The organism is Duganella sp. GW821-FHT01E12, from assembly GCF_059422325.1.
This window is the reverse complement of record NZ_JBWKWR010000011.1, coordinates 1-15960: the sequence shown is the minus strand read 5'-3', so window position 1 is coordinate 15960 and position 15960 is coordinate 1. Positions and strand designations below refer to the sequence as shown.

Here is a 15960-nt window from a genome sequence, read left to right as displayed (position 1 = left end):
CCGTCCGGGTTGGGGTTGGGTTTGATAGAGCTTCTGCTTCCAAATTGGTTCTAACCTACGGGATGATGTATGAACAACACAGTATTTTGGTCGTGGCAAAGCGATCTCCCCCCTTCAACTACCAAGGACTTCATCAAGGGTGCACTTGTCCAAGCATTAACCAAGCTGACTGAAGAGCTCGAACTCGAGATGGCTAACCGCCTGGAACTAGACCACGACACTAAAGGTGAGGCGGGACTTGTCGAGATTGTGACTACAATATTCAGGAAAATTGACGACTGCGAAGTATTTGTTGCCGACATCACGCCAGTTGCCGAAGTATCAACCAAAACGGGGACAAAGAAGGTTCCGAATCCAAATGTGATGATCGAACTTGGTTATGCACTTCGTGAAGTGGGGCACCAGCGGATTATTACCGTTGCAAACTTGGCCTTTGGTGGCAAGCCTGAGGAATTGCCCTTCGACTTGAGACATCGACGCGGCGCAATTACTTACCATCTAGACAATGCTAACGGTCTATCTACAGAGAAAGTCAGAAGGGAGCTGATCAATCAACTTGTGGCCGCGCTGAAGACAAATTTAGCGGCGCCAAGAGAAGATAAATTGATCCGCAATCCAATGCCGTTGCTGTCAGTTGAGACGAGCGATGAAATGCTCAAAATCCTTGAAGTCCAGCAGGGTGTTCAGTTGGAAGGCGTGTCGTCGCTAGATGAAGTAATGTCCCAAACGCCGATAAAGACACGAGCGGACCAGCAAGCCCCAACCTTCGGCTTCGACGAGCAAAGTATGCGCCCGTTTGACCTATTCAGTCGTCAGCGTATAACGCCATTCAGAGAATGGACTGGAGAGGAACTCGACGGATATAACCAACGCGTGCGTTGGTACTATGACAGCTACAAGAAATATCTTGTAAAGGTTGAGGAGTACAGGCTGCTGCTTCGACGTTCTGCGAACATGCGTCTAGTCCTAGTGAATCGTGGGACTCGGCCAGCGACGGACGTCTGGGCAAAAATCACTTTCCCAGAAGGTTTTCTCGTCTACGAAGACGACGACTTGCCACCACCGCCCGAGGCGCCCACACCTCCCGCATTTGCACCCAATGGAATCGGCAGTCCGACAGTTCGAATGGTGCCGCATTCTGTGGACTTCTTGCGTAAGCCTCGTCGTATTACAGAGGACCGCAGGTCGCTAACTTTTAGCTCTGAAAAAATACAACATGGTTTTCAGGTTTCTATTAAACCGTTCAGGGTGCTGATGAGCACCAAAGAGGAGATACGTTCCTTCGCAGCTGCCTACCAAGTCAGTTCGGACGAATTGCCACGACAAATAACTGACGAGTTGCATTTTGAAGTAAAACTAGTTGATGAGTAAGCGGGTTCTGCACTGATCTTACTGCGCCCTGTAAGTGTGATCAGATACGCGCCGGGACGCACAGCGTCCACGCCCCACTATTGAGTCGGAAAACTGCAGCTGCTGCACGAACTGAACCTGCAGGCGCGGCGCGGGACGCCGTTACCCTGCCGCCGGGCTTGAAACCGCAGGTGGCAGCGTAACGGTGCGTAGGCACTAGGCAAAATTACGCCGTAGACAATAGCCCATAAAGTCCATCATTGAGTGCGTGCAACTTTGACGATTTTTGAAAAATCGGAGTTGAAGATTAGCCGCGTAAGTCTTTGTTCCCAATGATTTATGGCGTTAGCTTAACTTTGACGATGGCCAGTCGTTGTCCATCGTCAAAGTTATCTGCGAAACTTCGCTTCATTCATCGCCTTCCTCTCCCTTACGGAAGGCGCGATATTTCGCTCTGCCGAAATGGGGATCGAGTCAACATAGTATTCCGCAATCAAGTTTTCCCTTGGTATCTCGAAGCCTCCCCATACTTCGCGGCCATTTTCAATCGACGGCGTTGCAAGCGTAAATAGCCCATCTAAAGCATCGACGCAGTGAATGAAGCTCCTGAAGTGTGTTTGCGACATGCCACGCACAACCCAACCCTTCTCAAGCTCGAAGTCCCGCATGAACTGCTGCGCATGAACTTTCGAAAAGAAGAGTACCGATAAAAGCAGTCCATTTTTGCAGGTGCCATAAGGTGCATTTGTTTCGGTCTCAAATATGGTCCAGAAAGGAGCTCCGACGCTCTTTTCGTCTGGCATTGTCACGTGCTCCAGCACCATTCCGAGGAGCTGAGAAATTGTCGGCAAGTCTTCCAATTTGAGCAACAAGATTCCGTTCTCATCCGCGAATTCTTGAGCACCACTCTGATAACCTGCTGCGGAAATCATCACTGCGGTCATGCCCGGAAATTGGTCTATTGCGCTCTTAAACGAGCCAACTTTGGATCGTTCAACCGGGCGCTTTGTATTCTTGCATTCAAAGGCAACGCGGTGACGGATTCCAGCCTTCTCGAATTCGTAGTAGACATCGATCTCGTACATTGCGCCGGTTTTTCCGCGCAACTGGACATTTCGACCAACGACGACATTCTCGCCGTCAAGGCTCAACAAGAATTCGTAGACCTTCTTTACATGATCTTCGAGCTCACTCCAACTCATCTTAGGTGAATGGACATTATGACTCTTCAGTATTTCAATTAGTGCTGCCATCGAGGGTTTTCGCATACTCTGCTTTTATCGCTCCACGAGCGTCATCAAGAAATGCCTGATTATGCGTCGTTTCCTCAAGGAAATGTCGATTGATGCGTGGTGGTCGGATGGCAATAAATGTCGTGGCTGGAACTAGGTGCCTGATTTTGCTATATGCCGCATGTCAAACTATCTGTCGCGCGACGGGCTGGTTATCGGGCCGTGCAAGCGGTTGCCGTCGCATGTTGCAGCAATTAAACCTGCGTATAATGGCCTCCAGGCGTGCAAGTCCTTGACGCCGGACCAGGGGGACTACCAGGGAATGAAAATGCTGCGCTTGCTGCTCTGGGTGGGGCTGATATTGGCGTCGGCCACCGCGCATGCCACCGACACCGTCACCTGCGTCACCGAGGAAAACCGCCCCGTCAATTTTTGGGAGAACGGCAAGGTCACCGGCTTCAGCACCGAGGTCGTCGAGGCCGTCCTCAAGGAAATCGACGTGCAGGCCGACATCCAGATCATGCCCTGGGCGCGCGCCTACGCGACGGCTTTGCACAAGGAAAACGTGCTGATCTTCTCGATCATGCGCACGCCCGAGCGCGAGCACCTGTTCAAATGGGTCGGCGTGGTTTCCCCGCCCGACAGCTCCTATCTGTACGCCCTGCGCGAGCGCCACATCAAGCTCGACCATCTTGGCGACGCCCTGCGCTACAAGATCGCCACCATCAACGGCGACGCGCGCGAGCAATATCTGGAGTCGAAGGGCTTCGTCAAGGGCCGCCAGCTGCATGGCAACGCCCAGCCCAAAACCAACTACGAAAAACTGAAACTGGGACGGGTCGACCTGTGGGCGATGAGCGACCTGGTGGCGGCGGACATCGTGCGGCGCGATGGCGGCGAGCTGTCCAAGACGCTGGAGCGGGCGCTGCAGTTGACCGAGCTGGGCAGCGGCGGCAGCTACATGGCGTTCGGGCCGCAGACCGACGATGTGCTGGTCGAGCGGTTTCGCAAGGGGCTGGACGCCATCAAGGCCAACGGCACGTTTGCAGCGCTGCAAAAGAAATGGTTCTGAGGACTAACTTGAATAGATGAAGCCGTTTTTGATCTGGATCAAGGGTTTTTCGGATCGCAATTCATAGTATCGTTCCTGACAGAAACCTATGACGGAGATCGCAATGAAACAGTTTATTTCTAAAGTTTTGCTGCTGGTGATGGCCGCGCTGCTGGCCACGGGCGCCCACGCCGCCAACGACCGCGCCAACGCGGAAGACTGCGTCGCGCTGGTCAAGAAGGCCGTCGCCTACATCAAGGCGAACGGCAAGGAAAAGGCGTTTGCCGAATTTAACAATTCCAAGGGCCAGTTCACCGACCGCAACCTGTATATCTTTGTCTACGACCTGAACGGCGTCAACCTGGCCATCGGCAACGGCAACGCCTCCAAGATGGTCGGCAAGAACCTGATCGATATGCGCGACGCGGAAGGCACCTACATCATCAAGGGCCTGATCCAGACCGTCAAGAGCAAGAACCAGGGATGGTTCGACTACAAATGGCCCAACCCGGTCACCAAGGGCATAGAAGAGAAATCGAGCTATGTCGAGAAGGTGGACGACTACCTGGTGGGCGCCGGGATCTACAAACAATAAGCCGCGCGGACGTGCAACGCCCGCGCGGTCGCTTCGCGGGCCAGCCTGTCAGGCCAGGCGCGCCGCCAGTTCGGCCACGCGCTTGCCCAGCAGGCGCGCGGTCTCCAGGTCGCCGCTGCGCGGCGCTTCCTCGGGCGAGGCGTCCGACGGCGAGATCGACAGCGCGCCGGCAAAGCCGGCGGTCCAGTTGACGTCGGCCGGGCCGTGTTCCTTTTTATTCGACGGCAGCAGGCCGGTGCCGACCCATATCTGGCTGTGCTGCATGGCCAGCGTCCAGAAATACTGGATGGTGGAGAACTTGTCGCCGTTGGTCGAGGCCGAGTTGGTGAAGCCGGCGGCGACCTTGTTCTTCCAGTTCTGGCCGAACCACGCGGCCGAGGACTTGTCGGCGAACTTCTTGAACTGCCAGGCCGGCCCGCCCATGTAGGTCGGGCTGCCGTAGATGATGGCGTCGGCCTTGGCGATGGCGGCCAGCGCATCCTCGGACAGATCGCCGTTCTGGTCGATCCGGTACAGCGTCGCCTCGGCGCCGGCCACGCCGGCGGCGCCCGCCTGCACGGCCTCGGCTTGTTTGACGGTGTGGCCGTAGCCGCTGAAGTACACGATCGCGATAGTGGTCATAAATTTCCCAAAAAAGTTATTGAACAGGAGGCCAGGCGCCGATCTGGTTCAGCATGCCGAACCAGTCTTCCAGGTGCCAGGTATGGGTGATGCGGTCTGCCCCCAGATAATGAAACTCATGGATGGCAATTGCAATAGGCTTGTTGGTGGGGGCGATGCCGAAAAACTCGCCGCGATGGGTGCCGGTGATCTGCGCACGCACGGCGGCGCGGCCGTCGCGGCCGAAGAGGTCGAGGATGGCGATGCGCGCGTCCGGGAAGGCGGCGCCGAACATGGCGACCACCGGCTTCATGCCGGCCAGGCCGGGCTGCTGGCCGGGGCCGAGCGGCGTGTCCTGCCAGTCCGGCGCCAGCGCGTAGTCGAGCAGGTCGGGATCGCCCTCGTTGAAGGCGCGGTACAGGGTTTCGATGGCTTGCTGCTGGGCCGTGGTCAGGCCGTTGTCCTGCATGGTCATGGTGGGCTTTCTGTATCGGTGGATGGCACGGCCACTGTAGCAATCCGCCCCCACGCAAGTCCAATCGATAATGGATATGCGGTATCATCCACCGCATGGATTTACATGGCATAGACCTCAACCTGCTGGTGGCCTTCGACGCGCTGATCTGCGAGCGCAACGTCACGCGCGCCGGCGTGCGGATCGGCCGCACCCAGCCCGCCATGAGCGCGGCGCTGGCGCGCCTGCGCCTGCTGCTGAAGGACGAGCTGTTCGTGCGCAGCGCCAGCGGCCTGCAGCCGACGCCGCGCGCGCTGGAACTGGCGGCGCCGCTGGGCGAGGCCTTGGCCAGCATCCAGCGCACGCTGGCGTTCACGCAGGCCTTCGAGCCGTCGCGCGCGGCGGTGCGCTACACGCTGGCCCTGTCCGACCATCCGGCCTGCGTCATGCTGCCGGCCTTGCTGGCGCGGCTGGCGCGGCAGGCGCCCGGCGTTACGCTGCGCATCAAGTCCTTCAGCGCGCGCGAGGATGCGCTGGCGCTGCTCGATGCCGGCGAGGCCGACGCGGCGGTCGGCGTGCCGGGCGGCAGCACGCCGCGCATCCCCACCCTGCCGCTGTTCGAGGAACGCTTCGTGTGCGTGGCGCGCAAGGGCCATGCGCTGGCCGGCAAGCGGCTGACGCTGAAGCGCTTCCTGGACTGCCGGCACCTGCTGGTGTCGCCCGAGGGCGACGGCGTCGGCCACGTCGACGTCCGGCTGGCGCAGCTGCAGCGCCGGCGCCAGATCGCCGTGACGCTGCCGCAGATGTACGCGGCGCCGGCCATCGTCGCCGGCGGCGATCTGCTGGCCACGCTGATGGAGGGCGTGGTGCGCGCCAGCGGCCTGGCGCGCGCGCTGGCGGTGCTGCCGCTGCCGCCGGAGCTGGACCTGGCGCCGGTGCCCTTCGTGCTGCACTGGCACCGCCGCAACGATGCGCATCCGGCCCAGCGCTGGCTGCGCGATCAGGTCGCGCTGGTGTGCCGCGAGCTGTATGGCGTCAGCGGCGGCCCTTGAGCTCCTGCACGCGCCAGCCGTCCTCGCGCCCGCGCAGGAAGGCCAGCATCGAGTCGACCGTCACCGCGTTGATGCGGTCGGAGAAGCGCAGCGCGTTCGGATGGTCGTCGAAGGCGATGTTGGCCTTGAACACGCGCCCGCCCAGCCGCGTCATCGGGCCGATGTGCATCTCGGTCGGCGTGTAGCCGGCCATCTTCAGCCACGACTGCGCCTGCTCGCGCGTGCGGATACGGAAGTCCGTGGCCTCGGCCGAGGCCAGCACCTCCAGCACCCACTGGTTGGAGTTCTGGTACTTGGTCGAGAACGGATAGGCCACCATGCTGTAGCGGCTGCCGTGGAAGGCGTGCAGCGTGGCCGGATCGCGCAGGATCTCACCCAGCTTGGCGGCCATCTTAGGCGGCGGCACGATCACCAGCGCGTCCAGCGTGAACGGGTTCTCCAGGAAGAAGTTCGCCAGGCCGTCGACCCACAACGCGGAATCGGCGGTGCCGCATTCGTTGAGCAGTTCGTACACGCGCCACGGCTGCCCCGGCGCGCTGCGGAAGGCCAGGCCGGCGTGGCTGTACTTCAAGCCGTACTTGGACAAGTCCTGGCCCTGGCGCGCGATCATCGCCACCTCGCTGCCGCTGGCGTCCAGCGCGGCCTGCAGCGACTGGCCGGTGGCCAGCGCGTCGGACAGCGCGGCCTGCGTCACCGGATGTTCTTCGCACGAGCGTCCGGCCTGCGCCGGCGCGGCGGCCAGCATGGCGATCACGCCGGCCGCGCCCAGCAGGGAACGCGCGCTCATTGCGGCGGCAGGCGTTTTTGCGACAACAGCGCCTCGCCCAGTGCGTTGGGAATGAAGGCCACCACCTTGCCCGAGGCGACCAGCAGGGTGCCGGTGGTTTCCGACACCACCTGCACCGTGGTGCCCACCGACAGGCCGATCGCGTCGACCGTCTTGCCGGCCAGCTTGACCGACAGCTTGGCCGCCGAGCCGACCGAGGTCAGCACCACCTCGACGCCGTCCGCCACGCTCTGCCCGATGCCGCTGACGACGTAGGCGCCGCCGGCCACCACCGCGACCGAGCCGGCCGCCGGGCCGGAATCGCCATGGCCGGACGCGGCCACGCTGACCACCGGCGCGGCCAGGATGGACATGGTGCCGACCGAGATCTTCTCGGACGGCGTGAAGTTGGACACGCCGTTCTGCGCCAGCGCCGCGGCGCTGCCCAGCGCCAGCACGGCGCCGGCGATGGTGGTACGAATTGCTGCACTTGCTGTCATGCGTAAGTCTCCCGATCCGATCTGATGTCACAATGTTCCCGTAGCATAACATTAAATACAAAACAACATTTAACCCGTCGCCAAGCGTGTGCGAGTGGGCTACACTGTCGGTCACACCTATCCGCGTCCGCTTCCATGCCCGAGAAGAACCTGCCTGAACTGATCACCCTGAAGCGCCTGATCGACGAAGGCGGGCGGCATCTGGAGGTCGGCACTTCCTGCACGGTGGCGATGGACGGCCGCCAGTTCCCGGTCTACACCATCGCGCTGGGCAACCCCAGCCCGGACGTGCCGGCGCTGGGCTTCTTCGGCGGCATCCACGGACTCGAGCGCATCGGCACCCAGGTCATCCTGTCGTTCATGGAAAGCCTGCTGGCGCGGCTGCGCTGGGACAGCACGCTGCACCAGCAGCTCGAATCGATGCGGCTGGTGTTCATGCCGCTGGTGAACCCGGGCGGCATGTGGCAGGCCACGCGCTGCAATCCGCAGGGCGTGGACCTGATGCGCAACGCGCCGCTGAGCGCGGTCGACAAGGTGCCCTTCATGCTGGGCGGGCAGCGCTACAGCCATCACCTGCCGTGGTATCGCGGCAAGGCCGGCGCGCCGATGGAGCAGGAAAGCCGCGCCGTGTGCGAACTGGTCGAACGGGAACTGCTGACGCGCCAGTTCAGCATGGCGCTCGACTGCCACTCGGGCTTCGGCCTGCGCGACCGCATCTGGTTCCCGCATGCGCACACCACCGCGCCCATCCCGCACCTGGCCGACATCGGCGCGCTGGAGCAGCTGTTCAGCCAGAGCTACCCCAACCACAACTACGTGTTCGAGCCGCAGAGCCGCCAGTACCGCACGCACGGCGACCTGTGGGACTACCTGTACCTGAACGGCACCAGCTACAGCGAGCGCGTGTTCCTGCCGCTGACGCTGGAGATGGGCTCGTGGCTGTGGGTGAAAAAGAATCCGCGCCAGATCTTCGACCGCATCGCCATCTTCAACCCGACCGCCAAGCACCGCCTGCAGCGGGTGCTGCGGCGCCACCTGATCTGGTTCGACTTCCTGATGCGCGCGGCCAACAGCCACGGACGCTGGATGCCGGAGGGGATGGCGCGCAAGGTCCAGCACCGGCGCGCGCTGGCGCAGTGGTACGACGCATGAGCCGCTGGGTCCTGCTGCGCGGCCTGATGCGCGAACAGCGCCACTGGGGACGCTTCCCCGGCCAGCTGGCCGCCGCGCTGCCGGACGCCGCCATCGTCACGCCCGACCTGCCCGGCAACGGCGAGCGCCACGCGCTGCGCAGCGCCACGCGGGTGGCGCAGATGGTGGAGTTCTGCCGCGCCGATCTGCGGGCGCGCGGCGTCGAACCGCCCTACTCGCTGCTGGCGCTGTCGCTGGGCGGCATGGCGGCGGTGGAGTGGTGCAGCCGCTATCCGGCGGAGGTGGAGCGTTGCGTGCTGATCAACACCAGCATGCGGCCGTACAGCCGTTTCCACCAGCGGCTGCGCTGGCAGAACTATCCGTCCATCGTCGACCTGATGCTGCGCGGCGGCGTCGAGCGGCAGGAGCGCCTGATCCTGCGCCTGACCAGCCGGGGCGGCAACGCCGCCGGGCGCGAGGAATTGCTGCAGCGCTGGCTGGCCTACCAGCGCGAGTTCCCGGTCACGCGCGCCAACGCGCTGCGCCAGCTGTGGTCCGCCGCCCGCTTCCGCGCGCCGGCCGCGCGGCCCGCCGTGCCGCTGCTGATCCTGGCCGGCGCCGGCGACCAGCTGGTGGACCACCGCTGCTCGCTGCGGCTGGCGCAGGCATGGGACGCGCCGCTGATGGTGCACCCCGGCGCCGGCCACGACCTGCCGCTGGACGACGGCCCGTGGGTGGCGGCGGCGATCGCGAAATGGCTGGCGGCGGAAAAAGGGGCGTAAAATAACGCCCCTATGAAAACCACACCGCCCGCCCTGGACTGCCGTCCCAACTGCGGCGCCTGCTGCACGGCGCCCTCGATCACCAGCCCCATCCCCGGCATGCCCGACGGCAAACCGGCCGGCGTGCGCTGCATCCAGCTGGCCGACGACAACCGCTGCAAGATCTTCGGCCGCCCCGAACGTCCGGCCTTCTGCGGCGGCCTGCAGCCGTCGGCCGAAATGTGCGGCGCCGACCGCGAATCGGCCATCCTGTGGCTGGCCGACCTGGAACGTGCGACCGCTCCCCGCTACGGCTTGGTGTAGCTATAGGTCAGCGAGTAGGCGCCGCTGCCGGTCGCCGCGCTGATCATCGCGTAGTAGTAGCCGGCCGGGGCGTTGTAGGTCAGCGTCTTGTTCGGCGCCGTGCCCTGGCTGGCGGCCACCTGCGCCCAGCCGTTGGCGCCCCACTGATACAGCGAGACCCGGAAGTCGGTGCCCACTTTTCCGCTCAGGTTCAGCGTGATGGGGCCGGCCCCCGCCTGCACCCATCCCGGCGATGCGCTCGGTGCGTAGGCGGTGCCGCCGCTGGCGAGCACGCCGGTCTGCGTGACGCCGCCGCCACTGCCGGTGTACTGCGCGAACACCTTGCGCGCCGCCCCCTCGTTGACCGCGTGCCACGGATAACCCAGCATGCGCATGCGCGAGTTCTCGGTCGGACGGTATTTGCCGCTGGCGCAGTACTGCGCGCCCTGGAATACGCCCACGGTGCCGTTCGGGTACACGCCGGCGGTGGTCGGCACCGGCGTGCTGCCCGCGATCAGGCCGCGCCACTTGACGCTGCGGGTGCCGTTCATCGTCACGTCGGGCTCGCCCGGCTCGCCGTTCAGGCTGCAGGTGCCGTAGTCGTATTCGTCGGCCAGCCCGAACGCGGTGTGGCCGATCTCGTGCAGCGCGATCTCGATCGATTGCGTCGCCATCGACAGCGTGGCGACCTGCCCGCCCGAGCCGCCGTAGCGCGTGGAGTTCGCGACCACGATGATCACGTCCCGTTCGTCCGGCGCCAGCACCGAGCCGACGATGTCCTGCACCTTGTCGTTGTCCACGCACAGCAGCCGGTCGATGTTGTAGCAGTTGAAGGCCGCGTCCATCGCGGTGTCGCGGTAGATGCCCTTGTCCGGTTCGTCCACGCCCGACTGGTTGCTGGCCACGTCCACGCGCCGCACGTTCATGTTGGCGCGGTTGGCGGCGAACAGCGGATCGGCCAGGAAGCCGTCGATGACCTTCTGCGCGTCCGTGTGCCACTTGTCCATTTCGGCCGCCGTGTAGCCGTCGCCGACGAACACGTAGTCCATGCGCGAGGCGGCGGGGCCGGTGCTGAGGATGGTGGTGGCGGTGGCCGCCGGCGTCAGGGCGGCGGCGCGCGCGGCGCGCGATGCGCCGGCCAGCCGGGTCAAGGCGGCGCGGTCGAAACTGGCCAGCGGCGCGGCGGCGACGGCCGCGCTCAGGCCCTTGCCGCCCGCTGCCTGCACCGGCAGCACCTCGATGGTGGCGGTGGCGCTGTCGAAGGGCATCGAGACTTCGAACGAGCCGGATGGCTGGCGCACGGTTTCGGCGATGTCGATGGCGCCGGTGCGCGGGTTGAAGACTTCGACGTGGCGTTGCTGGCTGCCGGCCACCGTGACTTCGTGCAGGATCGCCCCCTGCGCATCGCGCGCGACCACGCGCCATTGCGCGCCGGCCGCCTGGTTGCGCACGTCCGGCGTCAGGGCGAAGCTGCCGATTTCCGCGTGGCGCGCGCTGAACACGGCGCCGTTGCGGCCATCGGCATAGGACAGGCGCAACGAGATATTGTCGGCGCTTGCGGCGCCCGCTGCCAGCAGCGCTGCCAGCGCCGCCGTGATGCGTAGGTAGTTCATGGTGTCCCCTTGTTTTTTGTGGTGGAACACCGATTGTCACGCCGCCGCCCGCCGCACAATTGCGCAATGCCGCGCTACTTGCACAAAACTGCTGCCATCGTCGATGGCTGTTGCGCGGCCGCCGCGCCCGGCCGGATCAGCGCCGCAGCGCCATCTGCGCCAGCATGCGCTTCAGCTCCGCCCAGAATTCCGGCGCCGGCGCGCTGCGTGGCGTGGCCGGCTTGCAGATGCATAACGGGGTGATGGCGTGGGTCTGGAACATGGCAACCTCCTTATCGTATGGTGCGCCGATGACGATAAATTCTTGTGCATGGAGTTTTATCAGCGCATGAGGTATATTTTCCTCCCGCATGCGCTCGTGATCAAACGAGTAATTTTCGAACCATGCATAAGAAAAACTTAGCCTATGACCAAACCGCTGCGCTCACTTTCCGGCCTGATCGACTTCGATTGCGCCGCCCGCTGGGGCAGCTTCAAGCTGGCCGCCCAAGAGCTGCACAAGACGCCGGCGGCCATCAGCCTGCAAGTCAAGCAGCTGGAGGCGGCGGTCGGCTTCGAGCTGTTCACGCGCCATCCGCGCCACATTGCGCTGACCGACAAGGGGCAGGAACTGGCGGTGACGGTGGCGCGCATGCTGGGCGAGCTGCGCGCCAAGGTGACGGCGCTGCAGGACGGCGACGAGGAAAAAATCCTGCGCATCTCCACCACCCATTCGCTGGCGATCAAGTGGCTGGTGCCGCGCATCCACCGCTTCACCAAGCTGTATCCGGAGCTGGACATCCGCATCGATTCCAGCGACCGCCTGGCCGACATGGAGGACGGCAGCACCGACGCCGCTCTGCGCTTCCATGCCATCGAGGACGGCGACCCGGAGCTGCTGTTCCGCGAACGGCTGGTGGCGGTCTACAGCCCGTCGTTGCTGGCGCCCGGCCAAGAGGCGCTGACGCTGGCCGACCTGCAGCGCTTTCCGCTGCTGCATGAGCAAAGCAACGAGGAGTGGATACAGCTGCTGCGCGAGAACCACATCCTCAAGGGGAAATACGATTTCTCCCGCAGCTACAGCAACTTCGCCGTGCTGGCGCAGGCGGCGCTGGCGGGACAGGGCATCAGCCTCGTATCCTACGCCATCGCCTACGAGGACATCCGCACCGGCGCGCTGAAGATGCTCGCCTGCCGCTGCGCGCCCTACCCGCGCGGCTACCGGCTGGTGGTCGGCCGCAGCAAGGAGGGCATGACCAAGATCGCCCGCCTGCGCGCCTGGCTGAAGGACGAAATCGCCGAGATGCAACGCTCGCTGGATTGAAGCCGCTTATCGCAGCAGCTTGAGCGCGCCCTCCAGCCGGATATCGTCGGAGGCGCTGCCGACCATCAGTTTGAAGTCGCCCGCCTCGGCGCCCCACGCCAGCTGGCTGTTGAAGAACGACAGCAGCTCGCGGTCGATGGTGAAGCTCACGCGGCGCTGCTCGCCCGGCCGCAGATGGATTTTCTGGAAGCCCTTCAACTCCTTCATCGGCCGCGCCACCGAGGCCACCATGTCGCGCAGGTACAGCTGCACGATCTCGGTGCCCTCGGCCTTGCCGGTGTTGGCCAGGTCGAACGACAGCGTGACCTTCTGCGACGGCGACATCTCCGCGCTGCTGATGCTCAGGCCCGAATATTTGAAGTCGGTGTAGCTGAGGCCATGGCCGAAGGCGTAGCGCGGGCTGTTGACGGAATCGATATAGCCCGATTTGTAGACCACGTCCTTCTCGTCGGTGACCGGCCTGCCGGTGCTGGGCTGCGCATACGACAGCGGAATCTGGCCGACGCTGCGCGGGAAGGTGATCGGCAATTTGCCGGACGGGTTGTAGTCGCCGAACAGCACATTGGCGACCGCGTTGCCGCCCTCGCTGCCGGGGAACCAGGCGTAGACGATGGCGTCCGCCTGGTCGGCGATGGCGTTGAACACCAGCGGACGGCCGGCCAGCATCACCACCACGACCGGCTTGCCGGTGGCCTTGAGCGCGGCGAACAGCTGCTCCTGATGGCCGGGCAGCGTGATGTCGGTGCGGGACTTGGCCTCGCCGCTCAAGTCCCAGGTTTCGCCGACGGCCAGCACGACGACGTCCGCCTTGGCCGCCGTGGCGACGGCTTCGGCGAAGCCCTCGGTGCTGGTGCAGCCGGCGCCGCAAGCCTGCGCGTAGCTGACCTGCGCCTTGCCGGCGTGACCGCGGATGCCTTCGAGGATGCTGACCACGCGCGCGCGGTCGCCCTCCACCACCCAGCCGCCTTCCAGGTCGCGCTGCGCGTCGGCCAGCGGGCCGATGACGGCGATGCGCCGCGCCTCGCGCGACAGCGGCAGCGCGCCACCCTGGTTCTTCAGCAGCACCAGCGATTTCTGCGCCACGTCCAGCGCGGCGGCGCGGTGCGCCGGATCGGCCAACACGGCCTGCTCACGCGCGGCGTCGGCAAAGCGGTAGGGATCGTCGAACAGGCCAAGCTCGAACTTCTTGTACAGGATGCGGCGCACGGCGTCGTCCAGCGTCTTCATCTTCACCTTGCCGGACTTGATCGCCTGCTCAAGGTGGTTGAGGTGGGCGTAGCTCTCCATGTCCATGTCGCTGCCGGCGTTGATGGCTTTGACCGAGGCGTCGGCCAGGTCGGCGGCGTAGCCGTGCGCCACCATCTCGCGCACCGAGCCCCAGTCGCTGACCACGAAGCCCTTGAAGTTCCAGCTGCCCTTGAGGACATCGCGCTGCAGGAAGCTGTTGCCGGTGGCCGGAACGCCGTTAAGCGTGTTGAAGGAGTTCATAAACGTCGCCGCGCCCGCGTCCAGCGCGGCCTTGAACGGCGGCAGGTAGACTTCGAACAGCTGCTGCTGGCTCATGTCGACCGCGTTGTAGTCGCGCCCCGCGATCGCCGCGCCATAGGCGGCGAAGTGCTTGGCGGTGGCCATCACGGCGTCGGTGGCGCCCAGCCGCTTGCCCTGGAAGCCATGCACCCGCGCGCGGGCGATGGCCGAGCCGAGGAAGGCGTCCTCGCCCGCGCCTTCCATCACGCGGCCCCAGCGCGGATCGCGCGCGATGTCGACCATCGGCGCGAAGGTCCAGTGGATGCCGGCGGCGGAAGCCTCGCGCGCGGCGATGCGGGCCGACTGCTCGATGGCCTCCATGTCCCACGACGCCGACTCGCCCAGCGGCACCGGGAACACGGTGTGGTAGCCGTGGATCACGTCCTGCCCGAACAGCAGCGGAATGCGCAGGCGCGATTGCAGCGCCAATGCCTGCATGGCGCGCGTATCGGCCACGCCTTTCACGTTGAGCATGGAGCCGACCTTACCGAGGCGGATATCGGATTGCGTCCTGGCGTCCTCGCCGCTGGCGGGGCCGGTGTTCAGGCGGCCGGAGATCTGGTGCAGCTGGCCGACTTTTTCGGCCACCGTCATCTTCCGCATCAAGGCGGCGACTTTGCCGTCGATCTGCGCGTCCTGGGCGCCGGCCAGCAACGGCAGCAGCGCCGCTGCCAGGGCCAAGGCCAAGGCCGGTGTGGTCTTCATCATGGTCATTTTGCCTTCCTGTTTAAATTTCAGCGTTCATGTTTGAACCCGCCAATATATCCGCTATACTTCAAGTTAAACGTTTAACTACATTTCTGAAAAAATGACCGAGACCTCCAACGCAAAGCCTTTCAAACGTTTACTCCTCACCGGCGCCGGCGGCGGCCTGGGCACCATCCTGCGCGAACGCGCCAAGGCCTGGGCCGACGTGGTGCGCCTGAACGATGTCAAGGATCTGGGCCCGGCGCGCGAGGGCGAGGAGATCGTCATCGGCGACCTGGGCGACCGCGACGGCGTGCTGAAGATGATGGAAGGCGTGGACGCGGTGCTGCACTTCGGCGGCATCTCGGTCGAGGACAAGTTCGAGCCTATCATGAACGCCAACATCCTCGGCCTGCACCACCTGTACGAGGCGGTGCACAAGTGCGGCGTCAAGCGCGTGATCTACGCCAGCTCCAGCCACGTGGTGGGCTTCTACGAAACCACGCAGGTGGTGGACGCCGGCATGCCGCTGCGGCCCGACGGTTTCTACGGCGTGTCGAAGGCCTTCGGCGAGGCGCTGTCGCGCTACTACTACGACCGCTTCGGCACCGAGACCGTGTGCCTGCGCATCGGTTCCTCCTTCCCGGAGCCGAAGAACAGCCGCATGATGGTCACCTATCTGGCCTACGACGATCTGGTGGAGCTGATACGCTGCTCGCTGTTCACGCCGCGCGTGGGCCACACGATCACCTTCGGCACGTCCAACAATCCGACCAAGTGGTGGGACAACAGGCACGCCGCGCACCTGGGCTATGTGCCCAAGCACAGCTCCAGCGAATTCGCCGCCAACTTCCCGGACAGCGCGGCCTACCCGGCGCCGGGCGACGCGCCCACCATCTACCAGGGCGGCCCGTTCGTCACCGCCGGGCCGATGTACAAATAACGAATGCCGCCCCCTTGAACTGAACCCCTAAAGTTGGACGCCAACTTTAGGGGTTTTTCATTGGCGAAGTACACGACGCAATTCAAGCTGGA

Annotated in this window: 17 protein-coding genes; 9 read left to right on the top strand and 8 right to left on the bottom strand. The window is 64.1% G+C overall.

Features of this window, described 5'->3' with window-relative positions:
* Positions 1 to 69 precede the first annotated feature (69 nt).
* Positions 70 to 1371 (top strand): hypothetical protein, encoded by a 1302-nt coding sequence (locus tag AC07WS_RS24505; RefSeq protein WP_494731585.1) that lies wholly within the window; start codon positions 70 to 72, stop codon positions 1369 to 1371.
* Between the two features lie 368 nt (positions 1372 to 1739).
* On the opposite strand, the gene AC07WS_RS24500 is transcribed toward AC07WS_RS24505, so the two are convergent.
* Positions 1740 to 2603 carry a restriction endonuclease gene (locus AC07WS_RS24500; protein ID WP_494731584.1) on the bottom strand — a complete coding sequence of 288 codons (864 nt, stop codon included), beginning with the start codon at positions 2601 to 2603 and terminating at the stop codon, positions 1740 to 1742.
* 307 nt (positions 2604 to 2910) lie between these two features.
* Between AC07WS_RS24500 and AC07WS_RS24495 the strand changes: the two genes are divergently transcribed.
* Positions 2911 to 3654: a substrate-binding periplasmic protein gene (locus AC07WS_RS24495; RefSeq protein ID WP_494731583.1), complete on the top strand. Its 744-nt coding sequence runs from the start codon at positions 2911 to 2913 to the stop codon at positions 3652 to 3654.
* A 103-nt stretch (positions 3655 to 3757) separates the two neighbouring features.
* Positions 3758 to 4228, top strand: a complete 471-nt coding sequence (locus tag AC07WS_RS24490) for a cache domain-containing protein (protein ID WP_494731582.1) — start codon at positions 3758 to 3760, stop codon at positions 4226 to 4228.
* A 48-nt stretch (positions 4229 to 4276) separates the two neighbouring features.
* On the opposite strand, the gene AC07WS_RS24485 is transcribed toward AC07WS_RS24490, so the two are convergent.
* Positions 4277 to 4849, bottom strand: a complete 573-nt coding sequence (locus AC07WS_RS24485) for a flavodoxin family protein (RefSeq protein ID WP_494731581.1) — start codon at positions 4847 to 4849, stop codon at positions 4277 to 4279.
* A gap of 16 nt (positions 4850 to 4865) precedes the next feature.
* Positions 4866 to 5303, bottom strand: coding sequence for an ester cyclase (locus AC07WS_RS24480; RefSeq protein WP_494731580.1), 438 nt, complete (start codon positions 5301 to 5303; stop codon positions 4866 to 4868).
* A 95-nt stretch (positions 5304 to 5398) separates the two neighbouring features.
* On the opposite strand from AC07WS_RS24480, the gene AC07WS_RS24475 reads away from it, so the two are divergent.
* Entirely contained in the window at positions 5399 to 6334 is a 936-nt protein-coding gene (locus AC07WS_RS24475) for a LysR family transcriptional regulator (RefSeq protein WP_494731579.1), read from the top strand.
* On the opposite strand, the gene AC07WS_RS24470 is transcribed toward AC07WS_RS24475, so the two are convergent.
* Both AC07WS_RS24470 and AC07WS_RS24465 read right to left on the bottom strand, forming a co-directional pair.
* Complete coding sequence (locus tag AC07WS_RS24470; RefSeq protein ID WP_494731578.1) at positions 6318 to 7121, bottom strand: DUF2145 domain-containing protein; 804 nt, start codon at positions 7119 to 7121, stop codon at positions 6318 to 6320. The genes AC07WS_RS24475 and AC07WS_RS24470 overlap by 17 nt on opposite strands.
* The gene (locus AC07WS_RS24465) at positions 7118 to 7600 is read right to left on the bottom strand and encodes a hypothetical protein (protein WP_494731577.1); all 483 of its coding nucleotides are present in this window, start codon (positions 7598 to 7600) and stop codon (positions 7118 to 7120) included. The genes AC07WS_RS24470 and AC07WS_RS24465 overlap by 4 nt, the downstream gene beginning before the upstream one ends.
* A gap of 135 nt (positions 7601 to 7735) precedes the next feature.
* On the opposite strand from AC07WS_RS24465, the gene AC07WS_RS24460 reads away from it, so the two are divergent.
* The 3 genes from AC07WS_RS24460 to AC07WS_RS24450 are packed head-to-tail and all read left to right on the top strand — an operon-like array spanning position 7736 to position 9816.
* Entirely contained in the window at positions 7736 to 8752 is a 1017-nt protein-coding gene (locus AC07WS_RS24460) for a M14 family zinc carboxypeptidase (RefSeq protein WP_494731576.1), read from the top strand.
* Complete coding sequence (locus AC07WS_RS24455) at positions 8749 to 9513, top strand: alpha/beta fold hydrolase (RefSeq protein WP_494731575.1); 765 nt, start codon at positions 8749 to 8751, stop codon at positions 9511 to 9513. The genes AC07WS_RS24460 and AC07WS_RS24455 overlap by 4 nt, the downstream gene beginning before the upstream one ends.
* A gap of 12 nt (positions 9514 to 9525) precedes the next feature.
* Entirely contained in the window at positions 9526 to 9816 is a 291-nt protein-coding gene (locus tag AC07WS_RS24450; RefSeq protein WP_494731574.1) for a YkgJ family cysteine cluster protein, read from the top strand.
* Here AC07WS_RS24450 and AC07WS_RS24445 read toward each other — a convergent pair.
* Together AC07WS_RS24445 and AC07WS_RS24440 are read right to left on the bottom strand one after the other, a co-directional pair.
* Positions 9801 to 11408, bottom strand: coding sequence for a M64 family metallopeptidase (locus tag AC07WS_RS24445; RefSeq protein WP_494731573.1), 1608 nt, complete (start codon positions 11406 to 11408; stop codon positions 9801 to 9803). The genes AC07WS_RS24450 and AC07WS_RS24445 overlap by 16 nt on opposite strands.
* 136 nt (positions 11409 to 11544) lie before the next feature.
* On the bottom strand, positions 11545 to 11670 hold the full coding sequence (locus AC07WS_RS24440; RefSeq protein ID WP_494731572.1) for a hypothetical protein: 126 nt from the start codon (positions 11668 to 11670) through the stop codon (positions 11545 to 11547).
* Positions 11671 to 11814: 144 nt separating this feature from the next.
* On the opposite strand from AC07WS_RS24440, the gene AC07WS_RS24435 reads away from it, so the two are divergent.
* Positions 11815 to 12711, top strand: a complete 897-nt coding sequence (locus AC07WS_RS24435) for a LysR substrate-binding domain-containing protein (protein WP_494731571.1) — start codon at positions 11815 to 11817, stop codon at positions 12709 to 12711.
* A 6-nt stretch (positions 12712 to 12717) separates the two neighbouring features.
* Here AC07WS_RS24435 and AC07WS_RS24430 read toward each other — a convergent pair whose 3' ends face one another.
* Entirely contained in the window at positions 12718 to 14952 is a 2235-nt protein-coding gene (locus AC07WS_RS24430; RefSeq protein ID WP_494731570.1) for a glycoside hydrolase family 3 N-terminal domain-containing protein, read from the bottom strand.
* Positions 14953 to 15046: 94 nt separating this feature from the next.
* Here AC07WS_RS24430 and AC07WS_RS24425 point away from each other — a divergent pair, with 94 nt between their 5' ends.
* The gene (locus AC07WS_RS24425; RefSeq protein WP_494731569.1) at positions 15047 to 15868 is read left to right on the top strand and encodes an NAD-dependent epimerase/dehydratase family protein; all 822 of its coding nucleotides are present in this window, start codon (positions 15047 to 15049) and stop codon (positions 15866 to 15868) included.
* The last annotated feature ends 92 nt before the right edge of the window (positions 15869 to 15960 follow it).

Excerpts from the sequence above, each read along its gene's own strand:
- AC07WS_RS24505 (WP_494731585.1), top strand. The coding sequence starts at position 70 with ATGAACAACACAGTATTTTGGTCGTGGCAAAGCGATCTCCCCCCTTCA.
- AC07WS_RS24500 (WP_494731584.1), bottom strand. The coding sequence starts at position 2,603 with ATGGCAGCACTAATTGAAATACTGAAGAGTCATAATGTCCATTCACCT.
- AC07WS_RS24495 (WP_494731583.1), top strand. The coding sequence starts at position 2,911 with ATGCTGCGCTTGCTGCTCTGGGTGGGGCTGATATTGGCGTCGGCCACC.
- AC07WS_RS24490 (WP_494731582.1), top strand. The coding sequence starts at position 3,758 with ATGAAACAGTTTATTTCTAAAGTTTTGCTGCTGGTGATGGCCGCGCTG.
- AC07WS_RS24485 (WP_494731581.1), bottom strand. The coding sequence starts at position 4,849 with ATGACCACTATCGCGATCGTGTACTTCAGCGGCTACGGCCACACCGTC.
- AC07WS_RS24480 (WP_494731580.1), bottom strand. The coding sequence starts at position 5,303 with ATGACCATGCAGGACAACGGCCTGACCACGGCCCAGCAGCAAGCCATC.
- AC07WS_RS24475 (WP_494731579.1), top strand. The coding sequence starts at position 5,399 with ATGGATTTACATGGCATAGACCTCAACCTGCTGGTGGCCTTCGACGCG.
- AC07WS_RS24470 (WP_494731578.1), bottom strand. The coding sequence starts at position 7,121 with ATGAGCGCGCGTTCCCTGCTGGGCGCGGCCGGCGTGATCGCCATGCTG.
- AC07WS_RS24465 (WP_494731577.1), bottom strand. The coding sequence starts at position 7,600 with ATGACAGCAAGTGCAGCAATTCGTACCACCATCGCCGGCGCCGTGCTG.
- AC07WS_RS24460 (WP_494731576.1), top strand. The coding sequence starts at position 7,736 with ATGCCCGAGAAGAACCTGCCTGAACTGATCACCCTGAAGCGCCTGATC.
- AC07WS_RS24455 (WP_494731575.1), top strand. The coding sequence starts at position 8,749 with ATGAGCCGCTGGGTCCTGCTGCGCGGCCTGATGCGCGAACAGCGCCAC.
- AC07WS_RS24450 (WP_494731574.1), top strand. The coding sequence starts at position 9,526 with ATGAAAACCACACCGCCCGCCCTGGACTGCCGTCCCAACTGCGGCGCC.
- AC07WS_RS24445 (WP_494731573.1), bottom strand. The coding sequence starts at position 11,408 with ATGAACTACCTACGCATCACGGCGGCGCTGGCAGCGCTGCTGGCAGCG.
- AC07WS_RS24440 (WP_494731572.1), bottom strand. The coding sequence starts at position 11,670 with ATGTTCCAGACCCACGCCATCACCCCGTTATGCATCTGCAAGCCGGCC.
- AC07WS_RS24435 (WP_494731571.1), top strand. The coding sequence starts at position 11,815 with ATGACCAAACCGCTGCGCTCACTTTCCGGCCTGATCGACTTCGATTGC.
- AC07WS_RS24430 (WP_494731570.1), bottom strand. The coding sequence starts at position 14,952 with ATGACCATGATGAAGACCACACCGGCCTTGGCCTTGGCCCTGGCAGCG.
- AC07WS_RS24425 (WP_494731569.1), top strand. The coding sequence starts at position 15,047 with ATGACCGAGACCTCCAACGCAAAGCCTTTCAAACGTTTACTCCTCACC.